This window comes from Effusibacillus pohliae DSM 22757, assembly GCF_000376225.1.
Classification (GTDB): Bacteria; Bacillota; Bacilli; order Tumebacillales; family Effusibacillaceae; genus Effusibacillus; species Effusibacillus pohliae.
Genome location: NZ_AQXL01000111.1, coordinates 1 through 24,219, shown reverse-complemented (window position 1 = coordinate 24,219; position 24,219 = coordinate 1). Strand labels below are relative to the sequence as shown.

Sequence of the window (24,219 nt, the reverse complement as noted above, 5' to 3'; positions counted from 1 at the left end):
TTTTCTCCATCCACAAATAGGGTGCAAAAAAAGCACGGTTGCTATGCGCCTTGCAATAACCAGGAATGCAGCGCGAAATGCGATCCGATCGAACATCCGGCACCAATCAGAATGCCGGCCAATACGTCGGATGGATAATGAAAGCCGAGATACACCCTCGAAACTCCCACCAGCGCCGCCAATCCGTAAAACCATACCGCCAGCGCGGGGAACGCGAGCGCAAAAGCGGTCACGATGGAAAAGATCGAAGTGGTGTGACCGGATGGAAAAGAATGATCTTTTAGCGGCTTGCCCAGCAGCTTGATCTCCGCTATCACCAGATACGGGCGGAAGCGTTTGACCGTTTTTTTGATGCATTGCACGATCAGAAAACTTCCCGCCAACCCGACAGCCGCCACGGACGCCGCTTGTTTGGTCCGTCCGTCCGACACAAGCAAAAGCAACAACACGATTCCGACACTGAAGACGGCCCCGCCGAAAACAGTGATTACCCGCATCAACGCGTTCAATGTCCTGAATGCACGAAACCGCAGCAGGGAAGTGAGAAGTTTCCGATCTCCTTCCAGAATCAGGGTGCGAACCCGCAGCATGTCCATTTCTCCTCCCTCAATGTGTTTATTATGCATTAGATTTGGGTAAAAGAAAATAGAACATGCCCTCTTTTGCTTATGGAAAAAATTTTCGGCACAAAACGACAGACCGGAGAAACTGTGTATAACTTTATCCCCTTTTTTCACACCCGGCCCCGATACGCCGGGAGAGTTTTTCCACACCTTTTCCACAACCTGTTCACACATTATCAACAGCACCTTGTGGATAATTAGAACACTTGTTCTGATCATAGGGGAATGATACGATAGTCTCACACACGAAAAAATTCCAAAATTTCGCCCTGAGGTGATCGAGATGCGTTTGCTCAGCGACGAAGTATTGTTGGAAGCATACAAACATGCGGTGGAACTGAAACTGGACGAGCAGTTTATCGAACTGCTGCGAAAAGAAATTCAAGTGCGGGGTCTGCGAAAAGAAAACTCGAATCGCATTCGGCTTGAATTGCAGCCGATCAGCCAACTCGATTCAACCGGCATTTTGTTCGAGCAGCACGAAAGCGATCGCCAGGCCGGCCGCGTGCGACAGGCTCGCTTTAACGTGCACCACGCCTGCAGCCTCCGCCAGTTGCCGCGCTTTGCCATGCAGGCTGACAACCGGTTCTCCGTTCGGTCCGCGCATCGTTTCAATATCGTGAAATGTCAGTCCGCCGGAAATGCCGGTGCCAAACGCTTTGGCGACAGCTTCCTTGATTGCAAACCGCCCTGCGAGAACTTCCAATTTTCTCTGTTTTGACGCTCCTTGGACAAGCTGCAGTTCGTTTGCTGTATAGACCCGTTGCAAAAATGCGGGGTTTTCCGCAAGTCGTTCAATCCGTCCGATTTCCACCATGTCGACACCGATCAACAATCCGCCTGCACCTCCAGATTTCGGCAGCGCCTTGCATCATGCGGCCTTCACTGTTGTGGTATAGTAATTTCTAGCATACCGTTGGAGGCACGATTATGAAAGGCTTACCGCAAGTTTTCATCAGCCGGATGAGCAAGTTGCTGGGAGACGAAGCCGCCCTTTTTTTCAATAGTTACACAGAGCCGAAAACAACGGGGCTGCGCGTCAACACGCTGAAAATCCCGGTTGCGGAGTTCCTCGCGATCTCCCCTTTCCGGCTGGAACAGGTTGCGTGGGCCCCCCAGGGTTTTTACTATCAGGACGGGGAATCTCCCGGCAAACATGTGTTTCATACGGCCGGCTTGTACTATATCCAGGAACCGAGCGCCATGTCAATCGCGCCCGCGCTGGCTCCCCAACCGGGTGAACGGGTGCTCGATTTGTGCGCCGCGCCCGGCGGCAAAGCCACCCATCTGGCCGCCTATATGGAGGGGCGGGGAATCCTGGTGGCCAATGAGTTCACCGCCAGCCGCGCCAAGATCCTGGCGGAAAACATCGAGCGGCTGGGAGTCCGTAACGCCGTCGTGTTGAATGAAACGCCCGCCCGGCTGGCCGCCGCTTTTCCCGGTTGGTTTGACCGGATTCTGGTCGACGCCCCCTGCTCCGGCGAAGGCATGTTCCGCAAAGATCAGGCCGCATGTGAAGAATGGTCGCCGGAGAGCGCCGCCCATTGCGCGGTTCGGCAGCTCGACATCCTGGAAGAAGCGGCAAAAATGCTGCGTCCCGGCGGCAAACTGGTCTATTCCACCTGCACCTTTGCACCGGAAGAAAACGAAGCCGTATTGGATGGCTTTCTGGCCCGGCATCCGGAATTCGTCATCCGTCCGTTCCCGAACGCCGCCCTGTTTTCGCCGGCCCGCCCGGAATGGGGACAAGGCCGCAGCGAGCTGCAGCATGCCGTCCGGTTGTGGCCCCACCGGCTGCGCGGGGAAGGCCATTTTGCCGCTCTGCTGGAGAAAACGGACGGCCCGGAACCGCGATGGAAGCCATTTCAGGCAAAAGCTCCCGCCGAGGCCGTCGCGCTTTTTCAATCATTTGTGCGGGACAATCTGTCGACCGCTTGGCCTGCGGAGCACTATTTGCTGCAAGGCGGGCATCTGTATCGGCTCCCCGATCCCCTGCCGGATCTGAAAGGGCTGAAATGGGTCAGGCCGGGGCTGCATCTGGGCGAACTGAAGAAAAATCGGTTTGAACCGTCCCATACCCTGGCAATGACGCTGCAGCAAGCGGATGTTGTCCGCTCCGTATCCTTTCACCCTGACGATCCAAACATTCACCGTTACCTGCGCGGCGAAACATTGCTGATGGAACGGGAACCGGGATGGACGCTCGTATGTGTGCTGCGGTTTCCGCTGGGCTGGGGCAAAGTCGTGCAGGGCACGCTGAAAAATCATTATCCGAAAGGCTTGCGGATCCCGTAATCTCGCCTTGAATATTGCCACAGGAGCAGGAATTGGTCGGGCAAACACGAATAGGATAAACTTGGTAGCTATCTTTTGCGAAGGGGGATTCGTCATGAACTATCGAAAATTGGGCAAAAGCGGCTTGCGGGTGTCCGAAATCTCGCTGGGGAGTTGGCTTACATACGGCAGTTCTGTCGAAAAAGAAACGGCGATCCGGTGTATTGACAAAGCATACGAGCTGGGAATCAACTTTTTTGACACGGCCAACGTGTATGCCCGCGGCGAATCGGAGAAAGTAGTCGGCGAAGCGCTCCGCAAATACCCGCGCGAGTCGTACGTGCTGGCGACCAAAGTGTTTTTTCCGATGGGCGACGGCCCAAACGACCGGGGACTGTCCCGCAAACATATCATCGAACAGTGCAATGCTTCGTTAAAGCGACTGGGCGTTGATTATATCGATCTGTACCAATGCCACCGGTTTGACCCGGAAACGCCGCTCGATGAGACATTACAGGCCTTGGACGACCTGGTCACACAAGGCAAAGTGCTGTATGTCGGCGTGTCCGAGTGGACGGCCGTACAAATCAATGATGCCCTGCACCTGGCCGACAAAAACGGGTATGACCGGATCATCTCCAACCAGCCTGTGTATAACATGTTCAACCGGTATATCGAGGAATCGGTATTGCCGTTGTGTGAACGGGAAGGGGTCGGCCAGATCGTATTTTCTCCGCTGGCGCAAGGATTGCTGACCGGGAAATACAAGCCGGGCCAACCGGTTCCGCAAGGCTCGCGGGCCGCCAACCCGGAACAAAAAATGTTTATCGAGCGCTATTTGACCGAGAATAACCTGCAAAAAGCAGCCCAACTGGAAAAAATCGCGGCGGAAGCCGGCATGCCGCTGGCAAACCTGGCGCTCGCCTGGATCCTCCGCCAGCCGGGTGTCTCCTCGGCGATCATCGGCGCGTCCCGGCCGGCACAAATCGAACAGAACGTGAAAGCGTCCGGCGTGAAACTGACGCCCGATCTGCTGCAGGCGATCGACGAGGTACTGGAATCGTAGGCGGTTAGCCGCTGAACCAGTAACCGCGGGGGGCTGCAGGCTGGCAACCCGAGCGGCTTCAAGCAGCACCAACAACGAAGGCAGGCCGTAAGCCGGTCTGCCTTTTCACGCCAGCACATCCCGTTTCGTGAACACCGCAAATCCCAGCGCCAGCGCAGCGGCTCCCCAGGCGAGCAATACCGCCAGCGAGAACGGCAGCGACATCCCCTCAATCGGTGGAACGATGCCTGACAGATACCCGGTGATTCGCAGATTGACCATGAACAGATATTTCGCTCCCGTCCATGAGCTGGCCAGATCGAGCAACAGATTGCCGCCGATCAGCGCGGCCAGCATCAGCCCCATCGCAGCTGCTGTCTGCCGTACAATGACCGACACGGTGAAGGTGATGGTGGCCACCGCCATGCAGACGACCCAGCCCAGGCCATACGAACGCAAAATATATTGCCATTGCGGGATGGTGTGAGCGCCCGATGTATCCAGCGTCCCGCCCACGATGGAAAACCCTGTGGCAACCGGCATCGTCCAGCCCATCCACCCGAAGAACAATCCCCCGACGACCGTTGCCGACAGAAAGGCCGCCATCACGGTCAGTGACACGAACAAGATGAGCGCCGCATATTTGGCGGCCAGAATCTTCCAGCGTGGGACAGGCCTGGTCAACAGCAGCTTGATTGTCCCGTCTCCCCACTCCGAGGACACCAGATCGGCCGCCAGCGTCACCACAAGCAAAGGCAGCAACAGCGACACGCTGGCATCCATGAACGTTCTGACAAAAGTGGCCGTTCCCGGTGCGGCAGGATTGATGTCGTGCGCCAGGTAATAGCGAGCCTGCTCGATACGCAGCTGATACAATTGCTTGCGGTCTTCCGACAGAAAAGCGTTGCGCATGCGGCTTTCGTAATCGGCAATCTGCTGCTGGACAACCGGCTTCCATTCGAGCGTTCCAACCCGCTGCAACATCCGTTGCTGCGTCCATTGCTGGGCGTAGGCCAACAGGGTGACCAGCCCGACCAGGATCAGGACCACAACGAGGAACCGTTTTCGCTTGAGCAGTTTAATCGTCTCGTTTTCCACCAATCCGACGAACTTACGCAATTCTGTCCCTCCCCGTCATTTCCACAAACAGATCCTCCAGTGATGGAGACACCTGCTGAATGGCATACACGTGGATTCCTTTCGCAACCAGCAACCCGTTCAACTCGGGGATTCGTTCCGGGGCAATCTGGCAGCGGATCGCGTCCGCTTCGATTTTTGCCTGTTGGACATACGGCTGTGCCGCGATCATCTCAAACGCCTCTTGCAACGGGCTTACTCTCCAGCGAGTATCGCCGTTTTCCCGCTGCACCAGATCTTTCACCGGACCGGTGTACAAACATTTCCCCTGGTGCAAAATCGCAACGCGGTCGCACATCATTTCAATTTCGCTCAGCAGGTGGCTGGAAATAAACACACTGACCCCCTCCTGTTCCGCCAGCCGCCTGACAAACTCCCGCAGCTCCCGAATGCCGATCGGGTCCAACCCGTTGGTCGGCTCGTCCAGAATCAGCAGCTTCGGTTCCGCCAGCAGCGCTTGCGCAATTCCGAGGCGCTGCCGCATCCCCAACGAATAGGTTTTCACTTTATCGTCAATCCTGTTTTCGAGTCCAACCAACCGGACCACCTGCTCGATCCGTTGTTCCGTCACGCCGTCCAGCATCCGTGCAAACTGTTCCAGATTTTCGCGGCCGGTCAGGAACTTGTACAGTTCCGGATTCTCGACAATGCAGCCGACGTATCGCATCGCTTCCACAAATTGCCGCTGCAGGTCATGTCCGCAGATCCGAATTGTCCCGGCCGTCGGCTTCATAAGACCGACCAGCATGCGGATCGTTGTGGTCTTGCCGGCGCCGTTCGGTCCCAGAAATCCGAACACCTCCCCCTGGTACACGTCGAACGAGATATTGTGTATCAACTTTTTGCGGCCGATCGTTTTTTGCAGTCCGCGCACCGATAAGATCACGTCTGTCTCTGCCATCATTAGGCCTCCCGACCATTTCTTGTTATAATCATAACGAAGGAGGTTTAAACGTGCAAAGCGGAAAAACCATCTGGTATACAATTGCAACCACGTCGATCGTCAGTCTCTCGCTCCTCAGCGCCGGAGCGATTCTCGCATTTCGCGATTCGCAGGCCAGCCCGCCGCCGCAAGCCGCGGCGGACAAGCACCCGGCCAGCCAGGCAAAACCGAACGCAGGTTCCGGCAGTGATACACCCGCTGCCTCCGACGCTGTTCCTGCCGCTTCGCCGACGCGGGTCAACGGCAACTACCGGGTTGTCGCTTTGGGAGATTCACTGACCCGCGGCACCGGAGACGAGACCGGTCAGGGGTATGTGGGATACCTGACAACGGAACTCCAGAAGCTGACAACAAACAAAGTGCTGACCACCAATTTGGGCGTCAACGGGATGAAGGCGCCCGAGCTGTTGCAATACATCCAATCGCCCGATGTGCGAAAGGAAATCCAGGCTGCCCACCTGATCACCCTGTCGATCGGCGGCAATGACCTGGTGCGGGGTGCCGGACCGGTTACCGCGCCGGATCCGCAGCTGGCCAAACAGACGAGAGAGCAGTATCTGCAAGCACTTGACCGGATTTTAAAAGAGATTCGGTCACTTAACGGGAAGGCACCCGTCTTGTTCGTCGGACTGTACAATCCGTTCCCGCTGACCGGCCAGTCCCAGCAAACGGCCCTCCAGATCCTGGACGAATGGAACCTGCAAACCTCGCAGGTGCTTGCAAAGTACCCGTACGCTGTGCTGGTTCCGACGCAAGACCTGTTCGCATGGAACAGTTCCAAACTGCTGAGCGTCGACCAGTTCCACCCGAACGCGCAAGGCTACCAGGCGATCGCCCAGCGCATGCTGCAAGACGTCATATAGAAAAAACCTTCTTCGCCTGGCGAAGAAGGTTTTCTTGCAGGGCCGGCTCGTTCACACGCGGCCCGCTCCATATATGCTGATCAAGCATTGTCCGAGAACAATTTGGGAATTTCTCCAGCCTCCGGGAACCGGTTCAACTGCTTTTTCGAAAAAATCAGTTTGTCCCCCACCGTCACTTCAAACACGCCACCCGATGAAGGAATCAGGCTCAACTCCGCGATTCTCTTCGCGTGCTGCCCGAGCAATTCTTCCGTCACACTGACGGCTTTCGGCAGGAAGTTTCACATCGTGCAATATTCGATCCTCACCTTGACAGTTTGCTCCATGGGAAACGCCTCCTTGTGCTTATACTTGCCACCATATTGTACCCGGAATCGCGCTTGCATACCGTAAGCTATCTCACTATTTGCCGCTGCTCACATAAAATACGACCCGCTCTCCCGGCGGATACGGCGTATTCGGTGCTTGCGCCTGCTTAAACACCGTGCCGGGCGGCTGGTCGGAGCGTTCCAGGTAATAAGCGTAGCGCATCCCGAGGGAAAGCAGCAATTTTTCCGCTTCCTGCTGCTGCAATCCGACCAGTTGGGGCACTAGCCGCGGCCGTTGCTCCAGCCGGGAAATCGGTTCCGCCGGCGAAATCGTGATCGTCGAGGCGGCTTGCGTGGTTTCGGCCATCGCCACATGCACCGGCCGATTGTCCGCCACCGGGGTCCGCTGCGCGGGAGTTGCCTTGTCCGGGTTGGCGAAGACCAGGAAAAATGTGGCAATCCCCGCCAGCACAGCAGCGATCGAAGCGATAAAATACGGTACCAGACGGAAGCGGATCCTGCCCGACCAAATTGGCCAACCGCTTTCCCGCCGCTTGTACGAGAACCGCTCGTTCGCAAACGCCTCGCCGGTTTCCTGCCGCCCCTCCCATACGCGCGTAGTTTCGTTGATCTGTTGCAAATAGGTTGGGCAAAGCGGACAGACATCTTTTGTCAGAATCATTTTCAAGTCGTAGGCCACGTCTGCCGCGTTCGTATAGGACGGCTGACGGTTGTCAGTCAAGCGGTCCAGCAGCTCTCCGATTTTGGCCTGAACGTCCGGATTCTCGGCAAGCGATGTCGCCGCAAACAGTTGCCGCAGCACGTTTCCAAGCGCTACCAGATCTACCTGCACCTCGATCGTTGTGGATTCCTCCAGAGCGGGCGGGCAAACGAAATCCACCTTCGCATGGCGGTCATAAATCCAAATCATGTCACACGACAGCTGTCCATGCAGCACCTGCTGCTGATGCGCATGCGCGATCGCCCCGGCGATCTGCAGCGCGATCGCAACCGCTTCTTCCAGGGAAAATCTGCGCCCCTGTCCGATCGCCTGCTGCAGCGTCAGGCATTCGCGGTATTCGGACACCAGCCGGCAGCCGTCCGCTTCCCATTCCACATCATAGATGCTGATGATATGCTGGTGAGAAAGGCCGGCAAGAGATCGCACACGCGTGCGGATTAACTCGATCGCGGAGGGGGCGCGACGGGACAAGACGGTGACCCGAACATTGCGGGGGAAGCAAACGTCAACCGCCCGATACAACTGCCATCCCTCCGCCGTCTCCAGACGTTGTTCCAACCGGTAACGGTCCGAAAACAATCGCTGTCGCAACGCTTGTCCCTCCTCTCTCCAATCGTCAATACTCCAACAAATGCAGGCATGAAACAGCCAATCACCCGCTCACTGTCAGGTTCGCCTTGTTATATTTCGTTCGAATTCGATAAAATCCTGCAATGGATTCTGTGAAATTTCCGTTGAAAACCCGTTTCCCTTTTCGGTATCATTCTCGTTGAAGGAGCTGGTAGCATGCAAACGCGAAACACGGTCATCTTGCTGATTTCGCTGCTGATCGCAATCGCAGGCGCCGCTATGTACGCGTTCGCCAAACGGGCGGGTGAACCCATTCCGTACTATGTCATGGGGATGCTCGCATACGGTTTGGTTTTTGTCGGATACACGGCGATCGACTCAGCCGCCCGTAACTACAAAAAGCGGTATAGAGGAAAATAAGGCATGCGCACATTCGTGACCGAGCCGGTGGTGCTGGCGATGTTTGGCGAATTGCTGCAGCCGCTGCAGCCAGTGCGTTATTTGTTGCCGTATTCGACCGTGCAGGAGCTACCGCTGCTGGTGAATGAGAACCTGTCGGCCGACGCAGCGGAACAGGCGACGATCCGGGCGAATATCGAACGGTTGATCCGATTTTTTGAAAATCCGTTTGTTCGCAAACAGGCCGAGTCGTGCCTGACCGCTCCATGGGCCGTCAGCAAACCGATTCTCTACAATCAACAAGTCACTTTTCAGGTCGTCAACGCGGTCGACACGGCCGCTTACGGAGAAACGTTCGATCCGATCGAAACGGAGTTGATCGTGCTCGCAGTGAAGGAAAACGTTCCGCTGCTGACGGAAGAGCCGTCCTTGCAAGCACGTATCGTCGATGCCGAGATTCCCGTTCAGGTGTTTGACGTGTCAGATTTCGAGTTTGCCCTGGAAGAAGAGCTGCCCGGCCATTCCCGGGAAACAGAACCGGCAACGCGGCGCAACCGCACTTTCGCCAATGCGCTGCCGGCGATCATATTCGGCGGTTTTCTGTTGATTCTCCTAACCGCTTTGATCATGACATTTTTCCTGTAAAAAATCAACCTGCGATCACGAGCCGGCATTCGGTTTCAGATGGTCGGTGCGCCGCACTTTCAACTTCGCAGAGTAAGCGGTGGTACTGTTCGACCAGGCGACCAACCCTGTCCTGCACACCAGGCAGCGGACCGAACCGCTGCTTTTGCCGGAGAACCGGTGCACCGTCAAATAGTATTCGGAACCGCATTTGTGGCAAGTGATGTCTCGCATGCTATCCCTCCTCCCCCACTATTTATGCGGAAGACAAGGTTCGCTATGCTTGCGGCCAAGTCTCATTGAATATATATACAAAAAATACGCCCGGGTGCTGTCTCCGGGCGTTTGCTATGCAACTGTCAGAAACCGTTGTACGTGGTCACTTCGCTTACGGGGAACCGCATTTTGCGCGGAGCGGTTTCTTCCAGTAAGTATCAGGCTGCTGCCATTTGCAGCATTATTTGAGACCAGTGGTCGCGATCCCTTTGATGAACCATTTCTGGAAGATCAGGAAAACGATGATCATCGGGATCGTCATGAACATCGTGCCGGCCATGTCCACATTCCAGTAAGCGACATACTGCCAGTGGAACGAGTTTAAGCCGACCGGCAGCGTGTACATGTCGTCGGACGACGCAAGCAGGCTGGGCCACATGAACGAGTTCCAGTTGCCGAGGAACATGAAAATGGTCTGCGCGGCCAGCGCCGGTTTGGCCAGCGGCAGCGCAATCCGCCAGAAAATCCCCCAACGGCTGAGCCCGTCGATCGTGGCCGCCTCTTCCAGTTCCCGCGGCAGCGACAGGAAAAACTGCCGCATTAGGAAAATCCCAAACGAGGAAGTCAGAAACGGAATCGTGAATCCCCAGTAGGTGTTGATCCAGCCCCAGTTAGCCAGCATGATATAGACCGGAATCATCACGACCTGGCCCGGCACCATCATCACGGCCAGCACCACATAAAACAGCAGCGTGCGGCCGGGAAACCGGATCCGCGCCAGCGCATAACCGGCCAACGTGTTAAACAGCAAATTGCCAAGCGTCACCGCCACCGCGATCAGCACCGAATTGAGAAACCAGCGGAAAAACGGAAACTGCGTGACAATATACTTGTAATTTTCTATCGTCAAATGGCTGAACGGCACCCACAGTTTATCGATTTCAGGCGTCGTTTTCAGGGAGGTGTAGAGGGACCACAAAAACGGAATCAGCGTCAGCACCGCATAGCCGATCACCACCGCGTAAAACAGCAATCTTGACATTCTCCGCCACATACTCACACCTCCTCACGCCGTTTCTTCCTTGAAAAATTTCTTCTGGATCAATGTGAGCGCCAGAATGATCAGGAACAGCACAAACGCCATCGCGGACGCATACCCCATGTTGAAATCTTTAAACGCCGCGCGGTATAGATAAAACACGACCGTCAGGGTGGCGTCCTGCGGGCCGCCTTCCCCCTTGGAAATCACGTACATCTGGTCAAACACCTGGAACGTGCCGATGATCGACATGATCAACACGAAAAATGTGGTGGGCCTGAGCATCGGCCAGGTGATAAACCGCAGCTTTTGCCAGGGGGTTGCTCCATCGACTTCCGCCGCTTCGTACAGTTCGTTCGGAATGTCCTGCAAACCGGCCAGATAGATCACCATAAACTGGCCGACCGTGGTCCAGATCGCCATCATCATCGTCGCCGGCAGCGCAAAATGGATGCTGTTGAACCAATCGACCGTCGGGATTCCCAGTTTGGACAGAAGCAGATTGACGATCCCGTCGTTTTTGAACAGGTACAGAAACATCACCGAAACCGCAACGGTCGACGTGACGGTCGGCAGGAAGTAGACCACGCGAAAAAACGTTTTGCCCTTGATCTTCGAATCCACGATCAAGGCGAGCAGCAGCGCGATACAAATCTGAACCGGCACCACGCCAAGCGAATAAAAGCTGGTGTTTGCCACCGCTTTCAAAAAACGGGGGTCATGAAACAGCTTCACGTAATTCTCCAATCCGACCCACGTTGCCTGATCGGGAGCCAGGAACGAAAATTCGTGAAAGCTGATGTAAAACGCGTAAAAAATCGGGCCGATCAGAAACACCGTCAGCGAAACAGCAACCGGCAGCACAAACAGGTATCCGGTCAGCAAATCTCCGCGCGTCCGCACCGGCTTCCCCTCCTTTTGCAAATCATGGGAAAAGATGCCCGCTGTTTCAGAAACGAGCATCTTTTTCCCATACCAGGTTCGATTATTGACCCATTTTGGCCTGCGCTTCTTCCAGGGCCGCTTTCGCGTCCGGCTTCGCGCCAAGCAGTACCGCTTCCGCCGCCTTGTTGCCGGCATCGACCAGTTTTACGCCAATCGTTCCGTACTGGAACGGAGTCGCATAGGAGACCGCCTTGACAAACGGCGCCCGTTCCGGGTACTTGGTCGCGAAATCCTTGCCCAGTTCCTTGTTGGTGGGAATCGCCAGACCTTTTTCCACCACAAACTTCTGTCCTTCCTTGCCGGTCAGAAAGACCATCAATTCAAACGCTTCCTGTTTGTGCTTGGAGTTTTTGGACAGTGCGTACGCCACGGTAAAGATCATATTCGACGGTTTTCCACCCTCTTTCACCGGCAGTTCGGTGATGCCGTACTTGAGGTTCGGCGATTTTTTCGCCAGGTGCGGGATCAGCCAGGGACCCTCCACCACCATCGCCGCTTTGCCATCGGCAAACGCGTCACCGGACCAGTCCTTGCCAAGCGTCTTCGGATAGGCAGCGATTTTGTCCTTTTTCATCATTTCGCCATAGATAAAGTCAATCGCCGTGGCGTTTTCCGGTTTGCTGAACGTCGCTTTTTCCCCGTCATACACCGATCCGCCCGCCTGCATCAGGAACGGCTGGTAACGCGGCAGCTCGGCCGACATCGAGAAGCCAACAACGCCGTCTTTGGTCAGTTTTTTCGCCGCCTCCCTCAGTTCCGTCCAGTTGGTCGGCGGTTTGACGCCGGCTTTGTCCAGCATGTCCTTGTTGTAGAAGAGCGCCAGCGTGCTGTAATCCTTCGGCAGCCCGTACGTTTTGCCCTTCCACTGGAACGCCTTGACCGCAGCGTCCTCATAGTCGCCGAGGTTCACATTGTTTTTCTTGACATACTCGTCGATCGGTTCGATCACGCCTTTGTCCATGAATTCAGGGGCCGCGTAGGCATCCAGATAGAAAATATCCGGTTCCGTTTTCGATGCGATCATCGGCTGCAGTTTCTGCAGGTAGTCGCCGACCACCGGTTCAAACTTGACATCGATGTTCGGATGGTTCTTTTTGAATTCCGCGATCTGGGCGTCCAGAATCGCTTGCTCTTCCGGACTGGAGGCCCAGCCGCCGACTCGCAGGGTGATTTTTTCCCCTTCCTTGGCCGGTTGTGAAGCCTGCTCCTTGTTGGCTCCGCTACATCCGGCGAGTCCCATCATGACAAGGGTTGCCGCCAGAATCCCAGACAACATTTTCGCCTTCTTGTGCATCCTTTTTTGCCCCCTTTGGATTTTTACCCGGCTATCACTTGCAGGCCGGTTGAATTGTGAATCACTTTGAAGGTCGTGTGCGCATCGTTGTATTTTTGCATCAACAGGTCGAGCGACCCGTTGCCCACACGCAGATTGCGGACTGTCAAACGGTTGATCCCCCGCGGCAAGGAAGGGAACAAACGAACGACGCCGTTCGGCACATCCGGCTGCAAGCCGAGCATCGCCCGCACAAACAAAAGCGGGGTTCCGGCCGCCCACGCCTGCGGCGAACAGGCCACCGGATAGGGAACCGGGTAGCCTTCTTCTTTCGAATAACCGCAAAAGAGCTCCGGCAACCGGTCGTACTCGAAATGTTTCGCCGCTTCGATCAATCCTTCCATGACTCGATTGGCATGCTCCTCAAATCCATATCGCTTGAGTCCCATCACACAGAGGGAATTGTCATGCGGCCAGACTGAACCGTCGTGATAGCTCATCGGGTTGTACCCGGTTGAGCGGCTGCTCATGGTGCGAATCCCCCAGCCGGAGAACATGTCGGGCGCCAGCAGGCGATCCGCCACTTGTTTCGCTTGTTCTTCGGTCAGCAGACCGGACCAGAGGCAATGTCCCGGATTGGATGTGACCGATTCGACCTGCTTTTTTTCATGATCGAGCGCGATCGCCACAAACTGTTCGTCCTGCATCCAGAAATCGCGGGCAAAATTCTGCTTCAGCCGGGCGGCGGATTCCCGCAAATCATGCGCTTTCCCGGTTTGCCCAAGACGGTCGAACACGGTTGCCAGACGGATTTTTGCGTCATACACGTAGCCCTGCACTTCCGCCAGGGCGATCGGCGCCCGGGCCAGCGAGCCGTCTTTGTGGACGACCGAATCGCCCGAGTCTTTCCACCCCTGATTGGCAATCCCTTTGCTTGATTCCTGGAAATATTCGACATATCCATCCCCGTCGCGATCCCCATAGGTATCCACCCATTCCAGGGCCCGTTCGAGATTGGGCAGCAGCTCGCGAAGCAACTCCTCATCGCCCGTCCAGTCATAGTACTCGGCTGCCAACACGAGGAACAAGGGAGTCGCATCGATCGTTCCATAATAAGGGGTGAACGGAATGATTCCGGAATTCGCCAGTTCGCCATATCGAATCTCGTGCATGATTTTGCCTGGCTGTTCGTCCCGCCAGGGGTCGAGCTTGCTCCCCTGATACGCCGCCATCGTTCGCAAGGTCCCTTTCGCCACATCAGGGTTGATCGCCATCAACTGCAGTGCGGCAATCAGGGAATCGCGGCCGAACGGCACCGCAAAAATCGGCAGCCCGGCAACCGGAAACCGTCCGTACCCGACATCGGTGAGCAGTACGCGGATGTCTTTCTTGGCGCGGGCCACCAGCGCGTTAAACGCTTCGTTGTCTGTTTCCACAACCGTGCATTCCCGCTCCCATTCCGCATAGGACGCCTGCAGGCGGCGGATCGCTTCCGCACTGTCCCTGATTTCCGGCGCCTGTCCGTCGATTACCGGAACGATCGAAATAGCAATCTGCGCCATGCCGAACGGAGCGAGTGACAGCGAGTACACGGCCGTTTTTTCCGAAATCGTTTTCGGTTTCGGTTCGAATGCAACGATCGTCGCCCGTTTCACCCGGTCACTCCCGGTATAGGACAGACGAATCTGGCAGGAACTCGTTTCAACAGGATGAAGCGTTCCTTTTTGCCCGTTCTGATACCCCCGCACTTCAAACATATCCCTGTAATCGGCATCGACGCGGACGGCGACCTGCAATTCCACCGGATAGGCATTGTGGTTGCGGAAGGATACGCTTTCATACAGCACGCCTCCTTCAATAAACCGCTTCCTTTCCATCGCGATCGATTCGCGCCAGACTTTGATATCGCCGTTTTCCATCTTCTCTTTGTTCGTCAAGCGGATCGTGCCGATATAATTTTCCGCGGCATGCGACGACAGCAAAATCATGTCCAGATTTTCTACCGAAACCTCGTACCGGCTGAGAAACCGGGTGTCTTTCGTAAATAGCCCGAACCCCCGTTCCTCGCCCGGCCGAATATCGCCGACCGGATCGGTCAGCAAAAACAGATCGTCTTCCTTGATCACTCGATAGTTCATGACAGCCTCCCTGGTTGCATTTGGTCGTGCGATAAGTCGTTGGTTCGTTACGTCATACGATGGCCGCGCGATACCGAAAACGTTTTCGATTGTAACCGGGCAACCCCTTGCTTGCACCTGCGGCAAGCGGAAGCATGAGCGTGAGCCTTGGCGCCACCAGCCACCCGAAGCCGTGCCTGCGGCCCACAGTGGAGCCCGTTCTTTTCTAAGCCGCCCGTTCACTGGGCAAACGGTTGAGCGGTTTCCCGCACGATTAGCTCCGGCGGCAGCACGATCCCTTTGCCGGTCTCCCCATCTTCAAGCATGCGAAGCAGGGTATCCACCGCCGACTTGCCCATCTCGTAGCGCATTTGTCGGACGGTTGTCAGCGCCGGCTGCATGAGAGAAGCGAGGTCGATATCATCGAATCCTACGATCGACAGATCGCCAGGCACGCATCCCCCGTTTGCCTGGATGTATTTCATTCCGCCCAGCGCCATCAGGTCGGAAGCAAAAAACACGGCACTGATGTGCGGATGTTGCTGTTTCAGATGTTGCACACCGTTGGCCCCGTCCACCAGTTCGAAATTCCCGTAATACACATACTCCTCGCGAAACGGAACCCCGGCCGCCGCCAGTGCTTGCGTATAGCCGGCGAGCCGCTGCTGGGAGACGGCCGCCTGCTGATGGCCGTTGACAAACCCGATATGGCGATGCCCGAGACGCAGCAAATATTCAGTCGCCATTCGGGCGCCGGCCACGTTATCGGTGGTCACATACGAACATGTGCTGGAAGTGAGCGGAACATCGACCAGCACACTGGGGATGGGCGCTTCCACCACTTCGTGCGTATACGGATCATCCAGCCGGATCCCCATCATGATCACACCATCGACACGCCGCTGCCGGACAAACTCCAGATAGGTGGTTTTCCTCTGCGCGGTCGGAGATGTGGAAAACAGCACCACATCATAGCCAAGTTCCTGAGCCCTGTCGTTAATCCCGCACAGAACGTCAAACATGAAATGATGGCCGGTCCGGGATTTTGTCAGATCGGACACCACCAGACCGACCGTCCGCGTGCGGTTCATCACCAGGCCGCGCGCTACCGCGTTCGGCTGGTAGCCCATTTTTTCGACGACCTTCAGCACCTTCTGCCGCGTTTTCGGATTGACGTCCGCATATTGGTTGAGGACCCGCGACACCGTCGTAATCGAAACCCCCGCCGCCTTTGCCACATCGCGAATTGTCGGGCCCACTTTGCAACACCGCCTGAAAACGTTTTCGACAATCTGTTGCTTTCATCATACAACCAGGGCATCAGTCTTGGCAATAGGTATTTTTCGACAGTCACCGTATGAAAAAGAGCGCAAGACCGCGGCCGGTCAGCGCTCTTCGCTTGCATCAGGTTCTCCTCTTGCAAGCATGGCTTGCTTACTCGCTTTTGCGAGAATCCGCCTGTTTTTAATGCCCAGGAATCATCCATGTAAACACATGTGCTTGCAGCCAGGAGATGATCCCGATCAGGAACACGAAAATCAGGCTGTGCTTGATCGTGAACCGGAGGATATTGCCCTCCTGGCCCACCATGTTGGTGGCACCCGCGCCGACTGCGATCGACTGCGGCGAGATCATCTTGGCCGCACAACCGCCGGTGGAGTTGGACGCGACCGCGAGGATTGGATCGATCCCCACTTCCTTCGCTGCCACCGTTTGCAATTTTCCGAACAACGCGTTGGTCGAGGTGTCCGATCCGGTCAAAAACACGCCGATGTAACCGATGATCGGAGCGAAGAACGCAAACGCCGCACCGGTCTTTGACAATGCCAGTCCCATCGTCGTGCCCATGCCGGACCGTTGGCTCAACTCGGCGTATGCCAGGAAGCAGGCGATCGCGACAAGCGGCAGCGCCAGCTGCTTCAACGTTTTGACGAAGGTGGCGATGTAACGCTTGGGCGACATGCCCAAAACCAGACCGCCAAGGATGGTGGCGACCAGAATCGCCGTGCCGGAAGCGGTGATCCAGTTCAGCGAATAAACTGCGTCCTGCGCTTTGCCGCCAACCAATACCGCTTTATGCACGACCGGCATGTTAAACTTGATTTCCCAGAACTGGCTCGCCCCTTTTTTCACATCAAACAGATCCTTAAACCACTGGCGGCTCCAGAGCAGAATCACCAGAGAAGTAATGATGTAAGGAGACCAGGCCCGCAGTATCTCACTTCCCGAATAGCGCTGGCCACCGGTGTCGGTCGCTTGTGTTGGAGAAGTCGCGGACAACTCCAATTCCGCTGGCCGGGGATATCCTTTGTTGCCTGGAACGGTCGCTTGCATTCCTTCAAATGTCCATCTGTCCTTCGGTTTCCACACCAGCAGCAACAATATCAGCGCCGCGATCGCGGTCATCGAGGCAATCAGGTCGGTCGACTGATACCCGAGGTAGTTGGAACTGATGAACTGGGCGGCAGCAAATGACACGCCGGACACCACCAACGCCGGCATCACGCCTTTCGCCGCTTTCCAGCCGCCCATGATCATCACCACCCAGAACGGGATGATCAGCGTCAAAATCGGCAACTGCCGGCCCGCCATCGCGCCGATCAAATCGGGACTCAGCCCCGAGACGCTGCCGGCCGTGGTGATCGGAATGCCGATCGAACCGAACGCAACCGGTATCGAGTTGGCCACCAGCGCCAATCCGGCGGCGTACAACGGCGGAAATCCAAGACCGATGAGCATCGCCGCGGCTATCGCAACAGGCGTACCGAAGCCGGCCGCCCCTTCAATGAAGGCGCTGAATGCGAACGCAATCAACAACGCCTGTATTCGCTGATCGTCCGACACTTTCGAAATCGAATACTTGATAATCTCAAATTGTCCCGCTTCCACCGTCAGGTTGTACAGGAACACACCGGTCAAGACGACATACCCGATCGGGGCCAACCCTTTGAACGCCCCCAGCAGATCAGTCGTCAAAGCGATACCGGTCGGCATCCCATACACAAAAATCGCGATCAAAGTCGCCAGCAGGATGGTGAGAAGTGCAGCCAGATACCCTTTCATTTTCTTGATGGCAAGCGCCCAACCGAGAAAGAAAATCGGCAATGCGGCCACAAATGCTGACAGCCACAGATTGTTCAGCGGATTGGTAACTTGCGTCCACGTTGTCATTCGCTGACCTCCTTGTCAACAGGTGATATGATGATATGATCATCCCAGATCAAATATATCATGAATGAAAACGCTTGCAAATCCCTCTTTTTATATTTTTTTGATAATTTCCGCTGCAAACGCCACTCGGACGATCCTTTCCGTGGCATCTGCCAGCAGATCTCGCGCTTGTTCCATTGCTTCCTGCAGGGACATCGGCCGGTTGACGATCGAAAATACGCTTTGCACCCCGTGTTGATAGAGAACTTCCACGCCACGCCCGATCGAACCGGCGATCAGGATCACCGGAACGCCCGCCTTCTGTGCCACTTTCGCAACTCCAAACGGTGTCTTGCCCCGTTCCGTCTGAAAATCAATCTGCCCCTCCCCCGACAAAACGAGATCGGCTCCCTGCACATGCTCCGCCAGGCGGGTCGCCTCCACCACAATTTCCACCCCGCGCTTCAGCGTTGCCCCAAGAAAAGCGACCATCGCCGCCCCCAGTCCGCCGGCAGCCCCCGCCCCGGGCAGATCGCTGACCGATGTGCCCAGATCCCGTTCGATCATCTTCGCATAGTGGGCAAGATTGCGGTCCAGCTCAACCACCATGTCGGGCGTCGCCCCTTTTTGCGGGCCGAACACGTGGCTTGCCCCGTTTGGTCCCGTCAGTGGGTTGTCGACATCGCACGCGACCGTGAACTCGCAATCTTTCAGCCGCGGGTCGACGCCCGACATATCAATTCGCTGCAACTGGCCCAGACTGCCTCCGCCAAACGGCAGTTCCCGCCCTTCCTTGTCGAAAAACTTGACGCCCAGCGCCTGTGCCATGCCGGTGCCTCCGTCATTGGTGGCACTGCCGCCAATGCCCAGAATGAACTTACGGCACCCTTGATCGAGAGCGGCACGGATCAATTCACCCGTGCCATAGGTGGTGGTGACCAACGGATTGCGGCGGTCAGCCGGGATCCGATACAGCCCGGACGCTTCCGCCATCTCGATGACAGCCGTTTTCCCGTCGCCGAGGATCCCATATTGGGCGTTCACCGGCTCACCGAGCGGGTTGGTCACCTGCCGCGTCATAAACCGTCCACCCGTTGCATCGACCAAACTTTGCACCGTTCCTTCCCCGCCGTCCGCCATCGGCACTTTCACGATCTCCGCCTCCGGCAGCACGCGGCGGATGCCGGCTTCCATCGCGTCACACGCTTCTTTGGCCGTCAGGCTGCCTTTGTAGGAATCGGGCGCCAACACGATTTTCATATCCATCCCCCCGGTCATTGAACTCCCTTCGCTTCCTGCAACAACCGCTGTTTCAGGTTCCACAGATTTTCCGACAAGTCCACATGGTAGGCATGCGGGTTGATCGGCCGCTTGACTTCCCGCGGCATCGCTTCAAGCTGTTTGATCGCCCGCTGCCTGATCTGGTGTACATCCGGCAGTTCGTACACAATCTCGCCATTGATCAGAACCGGGACGAGCAGTTCTTCAACCGTATAGTTCCGAATCGTTTTTCGCTTGTAGGTGTGAATCGGATGAAACAGAGTCAACGGCCGGGACGGGTCCAACTGTTCATCCGCCAGCATGATCAGGTCGGCGGTCGCCTTGCCGTTTTCCAGGTACAGCCGGACCGCCTTTTTGTAGCCCGGATTGGTGATTTTCTCCGGATTTTCAGACACTTTAATCTTCGGGATCATCACCCCGTTTTCCTCTTCCGCCACCAGCTTGTACACGCCGCCCAATGCGGGACAATCGTTGCCGGTGATCAGGGCGGTGCCGAAACACCATGTATCAATCCGAGCGCCCTGCAAAATCAGGTCCCGCACCACATACTCATCCAGATCGCCGGACGCGAGAATCTTCACCTCCGGGTACCCCGCCTCATCCAGCATTCGGCGCGCTTCTTTCGACAACCAGGCGAGATCGCCCGAATCCAGCCGGATGCCGCGCAGTTGATAGCCTTTTTCCCGCAATTCGCGAGCCACCTGGATCGCGTTTGGAATGCCGCTTTTCAGCGTGTCGTACGTGTCGACCAACAGCGTGGTGCGATCCGGATAGGTAGCGGCATAGGCGCGAAACGCTTCCAACTCACTGGGAAAGCTCAAAATCCAACTGTGCGACTGGGTGCCCACCACCGGAATGCCAAAATTTTGCCCCGCATACACGTTGCTGGTGCCGACGCAGCCGCCGATATAGGCAGCACGCGCGCCAAACGTGGCGGCGTCCGCATTTTGCGCCCGCCGCAGCCCGAATTCGACCGACTCGTCCGAGTGGTCGTACAGCTCGCCGCGGGTCGCTTGCACCATACGAGCCGCTTTTGTAGCGATCAACGTCTGATGGTTGATGAACGACAAACAGGCCGATTCCACCAACTGCAGCTCAAAAATCCGCCCCTCAAACCGCAAGAGCGGAATATGCGGAAACACAACGGTTCCTTCCTCCACCGCATACACCGTTCCGGTAAACCGGAAACGGCGCAACTCGTCGAGAAACGATTCATCAAACAGTTCGAGCGAGCGAAGATACTCGATATCCTCCTCCTCGAACTTAAGACCGGTCAAAAACACCACAACTTCTTCCAGGCCGGCCGCTACGGCAAATCCGTTATCACAAGGATTTTTCCGGTAGAACAGATCGAACACAGCCCGCTGATTCAGCTTGCCCGATTTATAATAGCCGTACATCATGGTCAACTGGTAAAGATCGGTTAACAGGGCGGAATATTTTTTCCGGTAGACCGGTTTTTGCCGCACCTCTTGCAGCCTCTCCGCCGCCCGCGACAGGGTCATATGCGTCACCTTTCTGCTCACTTTTTGTTTCCCATTTTACCTCAATTCGCCCAAGCTGTCTTTCCCTTTTCTCCTGCTTCCCGCAATAACAAAATCGTCTCCTGCATAGGGACATTTAGCGTCATCCAAAGAAATGACCGCTTTTTAGACACCAGGTATAGACAAACCAGACACCAACACCGAACAGGAAGGAGAAAAACAGGTTGAATCCGGAACGTAAAGCGATCACAATGACAGTCAGCATGAGGCCGGTCGGGATCAGCCCCCAGGCCACTCCCTGCAAAAAATCGGCGATCTCCGCCCGGCTTCTCTCATCGGCCGCCAACCAGACCGCCGAGAGCAGGCTGATCACCGGCAGTGCCGCCACCCAGCCGGCGAGCGCCGGATTTTTTTTGGCAAGCCAATTGACCGCCAGGATGATCAAAGCCGAAACGATGACTTTCAAAGCAGCCAATGTTTAGGTCTCCTCCCTCAGATGTTGCAGAAGCAACGCAAATCCGGAGTGCACCTTTTCCCTTTCGGCTGCTGGCATTGCAGCCAAAACACCGCTCAGCTTCCGAACGTCAAGACCTGTCTGTTCCTGTAGAATCTTTCTTCCAAATTCTGTGACCCGCAGTTCTACCACTCTTTCATCCTCTTTTCTCCGTGTCCGTACGAGCAATTGTTTATCCGCCAAACGGCGCACGATTTCGGATGCGGTATTATGAGCGCATCCCAGATGAACGGCTACGTCCTGCACCGTCACTCCCCCCCTGATAGCCGTAAGCTGCAACGCCCGGACCGCTTGGTGTGACAGGTTGATGCTGAAAGAGGGGTGACAATGATAGTAAATTTCGGAAAAATAGGCGGACAATTCTTCTGCCAACCGCAAGAAATCGCTCATGCCCACACCCCCAATACTTCTTTAAGAACGATTATATCTACATGAACGATATAAATCAAACGAAAATGAACAGCAAATTCGCCGCCCTGCGCTTAAACGGCGTACCGATATTTTACGCATCTTCCCACATTTTTTTCAGCCGGAATCCGACGCTCCTGAGCACCAGCACCGCCAGAATCTGCATCGAGCCGATCAGCAGCAGATAGGCGGGGATCCATTCCTTCGGCAGATAGCGATAGGTCGAGATAAAACTGGCGATGCTCAGCACGCGTCCCGCGTTGAGCACGATTTCCCGTTCCACGATATATTCCCGTTCGTAACGTTCGTGCGCTTCATCGATTACGTGAAAGGCCCGGGCGGCGAACGGTACGGCAAACAAAGGAGTGAAAATCGCGGTGATCATCCCGTACAACATGATCGTTTTGTAATTCTGCTCGAACAGGAACAGGGCGATCGCGCCGCTCGACAGGAAGGATCCGATCAGCATCGATTCGTTGTACCACCGCCAGCGCAGCCATTTGCCGACCGCAAAAAACGACAGGCTGGAAAGCAGCGCATTGACCGCCGTATACTTCCCCAGCCCCCACTCGCTGCCCGTCGTGATCATCACCATGATCGCCGCAAAGAAGACGAACACGCCTTCCCGCACGCCCTGAAAAAAATTGCCCATCAGCACCCGGTTCCAATTCGGATGCTGCCGCCGAAACACCGGCATCGGCAATTCTGTCTCTTCCACCGGATCCAACCAATGACTGACCACCAACGCCGCCGCGAAAAAACCGAGCGAGAGGGAAAACACCAGCGTGTACCCGACCCCTTGCAACGACGTAATCAGAAACCCAGAAATCAACGGCGCCGCCATCGTCGCAACCGATCCGAACATCCCGGTCCAACTGCTGAATTCCCCCCGCGCCCGGCTTTCAGTCAGGCGCAAGGACAGCAGGTTGTATCCATACCAGTAAAATCCGGTCCCCGCTCCAAGCAGCAATCCCATCCAATAGGGATTGGCCCGGTGCCCCGCCCACAGCACCAGTCCATAAAACAGCGCGTGCAGAAAAATTCCGACACGCAGATAGGTCTCCCGGTGAACCCTGTACAACCGGCTCGCCACAAAAAACACGAGCGGCATCATCGAATATTGCAACCCGTTGTACACGGCGAGCGCCAGCAAGCTTTTCGTCTGCTTCCACAAAAACACATTGACAAACGCGGAAGACAACGCGGAGGCCATCGTAAACAACACGCCGATCCAAAGCAGCATCCGCATCGATTTTGACCAGTCCCGATAGGCCAACACCGATTCCCTCCTTCCTAGTTGGTATTCCCCATTATGCAAAATCGGCATACGGTCGGGGACCTGTTTTCGGGCTGAAAAACGGACCCCTGATCACTGGATCGGTATACGGATGACCTCTTCTGCATACATATCACCATGGTTACACAAACACAAAAATAATGCTATTTAATTTTTATTTTATTTATTTAAAGGGGACCCAATTATGCTAAGAAGCTTATTGGTCATCAGCACGTTTGCCAGTTTATTTGGTTGGACAGGAAAAGTTCTTGAATATCTGATGCTTGTACTGAACCTATATATGATGACAGTTCTCGTGTACAGTTTTTACAATCGCAAGATTAGCACCAAACTTGCGTATAAACCAAAAGTTTCCATTTTGATACCGGCACATAATGAACAAAATGTGATTGCGGAGACCGTATATTCAATATTAGATCAAACCTATCAAAACATTGAGATTATCGTCATTGATGATGCCTCTTCAGTTGTGTCCGGTATTCAGACTCGGGTTCGTATGTATAATCGAAACCAAAACATCTGGACAATGTTACAGGACAGTGAATTCGCCATCCATTGCAGCATTTTTCAATCAGGACGAGATTCCATGCTTGGATGTTGCGGTCTTGGAGGAAATGGCCAATTTGTCAAACGTGACGCTTTAGAATCGGTTGGAGGCTGGAAAACAGGCAGATTAGCCGAGTGTATTTGTCAACCCAAAATTCCGCCATTCGCTCATTTAATTTTCCCCCACCTGTGAAACAGAGAACTTACAGATGGCGGTAATTCCCCTTCGGATTTTTTTCTTGAGATTAGGCCAACTGTTGCTTCGACAGCCACTCCTTCGTTTCTTTCATCCGGTATGAATTGCCGTTCATGTTGACGATGTACGATTGATGCGTCAACCGGTCAATCATGGCGGCGGTCATGACCGGATCCTGAAAGATTTCGCCCCAGCGCTCAAACGACAGGTTGGTCGTAATGATCG

At 55.4% G+C, this 24,219-nt stretch carries 25 protein-coding genes and 1 pseudogene; 7 read left to right on the top strand and 19 right to left on the bottom strand.

Annotation, left to right across the window (positions count from 1 at the left end):
- Window positions 1–41 precede the first annotated feature (41 nt).
- On the bottom strand, window positions 42–590 hold the full coding sequence (locus C230_RS0106475; protein WP_018131215.1) for a phosphatase PAP2 family protein: 549 nt from the start codon (window positions 588–590) through the stop codon (window positions 42–44).
- Window positions 591–906: 316 nt separating this feature from the next.
- Between C230_RS0106475 and sda the strand changes: the two are divergent.
- Window positions 907–1,017, top strand: a pseudogene (gene sda, locus C230_RS21900) (sporulation histidine kinase inhibitor Sda); the annotation flags it as partial.
- A 60-nt stretch (window positions 1,018–1,077) separates the two neighbouring features.
- Here the strand turns inward: sda and acpS are convergent.
- A complete protein-coding gene (gene acpS, locus C230_RS0106465; RefSeq protein ID WP_018131213.1) occupies window positions 1,078–1,458 on the bottom strand; it encodes a holo-ACP synthase in 381 nt (126 codons plus the stop codon).
- A gap of 95 nt (window positions 1,459–1,553) precedes the next feature.
- On the opposite strand from acpS, the gene C230_RS0106460 reads away from it, so the two are divergent.
- Both C230_RS0106460 and C230_RS0106455 read left to right on the top strand, forming a co-directional pair.
- Window positions 1,554–2,918, top strand: coding sequence for an RsmF rRNA methyltransferase first C-terminal domain-containing protein (locus C230_RS0106460; RefSeq protein WP_018131212.1), 1,365 nt, complete (start codon window positions 1,554–1,556; stop codon window positions 2,916–2,918).
- Window positions 2,919–3,012: 94 nt separating this feature from the next.
- Window positions 3,013–3,963, top strand: coding sequence for an aldo/keto reductase family protein (locus C230_RS0106455; protein WP_018131211.1), 951 nt, complete (start codon window positions 3,013–3,015; stop codon window positions 3,961–3,963).
- A gap of 105 nt (window positions 3,964–4,068) precedes the next feature.
- Here the strand turns inward: C230_RS0106455 and C230_RS0106450 are convergent, their stop codons facing one another.
- Both C230_RS0106450 and C230_RS0106445 read right to left on the bottom strand, forming a co-directional pair.
- Entirely contained in the window at window positions 4,069–5,061 is a 993-nt protein-coding gene (locus C230_RS0106450; RefSeq protein WP_018131210.1) for an ABC transporter permease, read from the bottom strand.
- Window positions 5,054–5,980 (bottom strand): ABC transporter ATP-binding protein, encoded by a 927-nt coding sequence (locus tag C230_RS0106445; RefSeq protein ID WP_018131209.1) that lies wholly within the window; start codon window positions 5,978–5,980, stop codon window positions 5,054–5,056. The genes C230_RS0106450 and C230_RS0106445 overlap by 8 nt, the downstream gene beginning before the upstream one ends.
- Before the next feature lie 53 nt (window positions 5,981–6,033).
- On the opposite strand from C230_RS0106445, the gene C230_RS19670 reads away from it, so the two are divergent.
- Window positions 6,034–6,885 carry a GDSL-type esterase/lipase family protein gene (locus C230_RS19670; RefSeq protein WP_018131208.1) on the top strand — a complete coding sequence of 284 codons (852 nt, stop codon included), beginning with the start codon at window positions 6,034–6,036 and terminating at the stop codon, window positions 6,883–6,885.
- 80 nt (window positions 6,886–6,965) lie between these two features.
- On the opposite strand, the gene C230_RS0106435 is transcribed toward C230_RS19670, so the two are convergent.
- Both C230_RS0106435 and C230_RS0106430 read right to left on the bottom strand, forming a co-directional pair.
- Window positions 6,966–7,211: a SelT/SelW/SelH family (seleno)protein gene (locus tag C230_RS0106435; RefSeq protein ID WP_156807376.1), complete on the bottom strand. Its 246-nt coding sequence runs from the start codon at window positions 7,209–7,211 to the stop codon at window positions 6,966–6,968.
- A 76-nt stretch (window positions 7,212–7,287) separates the two neighbouring features.
- Window positions 7,288–8,526 carry a protein kinase domain-containing protein gene (locus C230_RS0106430; protein WP_018131206.1) on the bottom strand — a complete coding sequence of 413 codons (1,239 nt, stop codon included), beginning with the start codon at window positions 8,524–8,526 and terminating at the stop codon, window positions 7,288–7,290.
- Window positions 8,527–8,721: 195 nt separating this feature from the next.
- On the opposite strand from C230_RS0106430, the gene C230_RS0106425 reads away from it, so the two are divergent.
- Window positions 8,722–8,925, top strand: a complete 204-nt coding sequence (locus C230_RS0106425) for a hypothetical protein (protein WP_018131205.1) — start codon at window positions 8,722–8,724, stop codon at window positions 8,923–8,925.
- 3 nt (window positions 8,926–8,928) lie between these two features.
- Window positions 8,929–9,549 carry a hypothetical protein gene (locus tag C230_RS19665; RefSeq protein ID WP_018131204.1) on the top strand — a complete coding sequence of 207 codons (621 nt, stop codon included), beginning with the start codon at window positions 8,929–8,931 and terminating at the stop codon, window positions 9,547–9,549.
- Window positions 9,550–9,564: 15 nt separating this feature from the next.
- On the opposite strand, the gene C230_RS0106415 is transcribed toward C230_RS19665, so the two are convergent.
- The 12 genes from C230_RS0106415 to C230_RS0106360 form a co-directional block, all read right to left on the bottom strand.
- Window positions 9,565–9,762 (bottom strand): hypothetical protein, encoded by a 198-nt coding sequence (locus tag C230_RS0106415; protein WP_018131203.1) that lies wholly within the window; start codon window positions 9,760–9,762, stop codon window positions 9,565–9,567.
- Window positions 9,763–9,985: 223 nt separating this feature from the next.
- Window positions 9,986–10,798 carry a carbohydrate ABC transporter permease gene (locus C230_RS0106410; protein ID WP_018131202.1) on the bottom strand — a complete coding sequence of 271 codons (813 nt, stop codon included), beginning with the start codon at window positions 10,796–10,798 and terminating at the stop codon, window positions 9,986–9,988.
- A 12-nt stretch (window positions 10,799–10,810) separates the two neighbouring features.
- The gene (locus C230_RS0106405; protein ID WP_018131201.1) at window positions 10,811–11,686 is read right to left on the bottom strand and encodes a carbohydrate ABC transporter permease; all 876 of its coding nucleotides are present in this window, start codon (window positions 11,684–11,686) and stop codon (window positions 10,811–10,813) included.
- Between the two features lie 82 nt (window positions 11,687–11,768).
- Window positions 11,769–13,022, bottom strand: coding sequence for an ABC transporter substrate-binding protein (locus tag C230_RS0106400; protein WP_018131200.1), 1,254 nt, complete (start codon window positions 13,020–13,022; stop codon window positions 11,769–11,771).
- Between the two features lie 23 nt (window positions 13,023–13,045).
- Window positions 13,046–15,139 (bottom strand): amylo-alpha-1,6-glucosidase, encoded by a 2,094-nt coding sequence (locus C230_RS0106395; RefSeq protein ID WP_018131199.1) that lies wholly within the window; start codon window positions 15,137–15,139, stop codon window positions 13,046–13,048.
- A 218-nt stretch (window positions 15,140–15,357) separates the two neighbouring features.
- Entirely contained in the window at window positions 15,358–16,377 is a 1,020-nt protein-coding gene (locus tag C230_RS0106390; protein ID WP_018131198.1) for a LacI family DNA-binding transcriptional regulator, read from the bottom strand.
- Between the two features lie 205 nt (window positions 16,378–16,582).
- A complete protein-coding gene (locus tag C230_RS0106385; protein WP_018131197.1) occupies window positions 16,583–18,289 on the bottom strand; it encodes an L-lactate permease in 1,707 nt (568 codons plus the stop codon).
- Window positions 18,290–18,379: 90 nt separating this feature from the next.
- Entirely contained in the window at window positions 18,380–19,528 is a 1,149-nt protein-coding gene (locus tag C230_RS0106380) for a glycerate kinase (protein WP_026174178.1), read from the bottom strand.
- A gap of 14 nt (window positions 19,529–19,542) precedes the next feature.
- Window positions 19,543–21,054: a nicotinate phosphoribosyltransferase gene (locus C230_RS0106375; protein ID WP_018131195.1), complete on the bottom strand. Its 1,512-nt coding sequence runs from the start codon at window positions 21,052–21,054 to the stop codon at window positions 19,543–19,545.
- A 121-nt stretch (window positions 21,055–21,175) separates the two neighbouring features.
- Window positions 21,176–21,508: a DUF3147 family protein gene (locus C230_RS0106370; protein WP_018131194.1), complete on the bottom strand. Its 333-nt coding sequence runs from the start codon at window positions 21,506–21,508 to the stop codon at window positions 21,176–21,178.
- A 3-nt stretch (window positions 21,509–21,511) separates the two neighbouring features.
- A complete protein-coding gene (locus tag C230_RS0106365) occupies window positions 21,512–21,937 on the bottom strand; it encodes a MarR family winged helix-turn-helix transcriptional regulator (RefSeq protein ID WP_018131193.1) in 426 nt (141 codons plus the stop codon).
- Window positions 21,938–22,049: 112 nt separating this feature from the next.
- Window positions 22,050–23,234: an MFS transporter gene (locus tag C230_RS0106360; RefSeq protein ID WP_018131192.1), complete on the bottom strand. Its 1,185-nt coding sequence runs from the start codon at window positions 23,232–23,234 to the stop codon at window positions 22,050–22,052.
- Window positions 23,235–23,436: 202 nt separating this feature from the next.
- Between C230_RS0106360 and C230_RS0106355 the strand changes: the two genes are divergently transcribed.
- Window positions 23,437–23,991: a glycosyltransferase gene (locus tag C230_RS0106355; RefSeq protein ID WP_018131191.1), complete on the top strand. Its 555-nt coding sequence runs from the start codon at window positions 23,437–23,439 to the stop codon at window positions 23,989–23,991.
- A gap of 52 nt (window positions 23,992–24,043) precedes the next feature.
- Here the strand turns inward: C230_RS0106355 and C230_RS19660 are convergent.
- Window positions 24,044–24,219 (bottom strand): ATP-binding protein (locus C230_RS19660; RefSeq protein WP_018131190.1); only part of this gene is annotated, 176 nt, incomplete at its 5' end.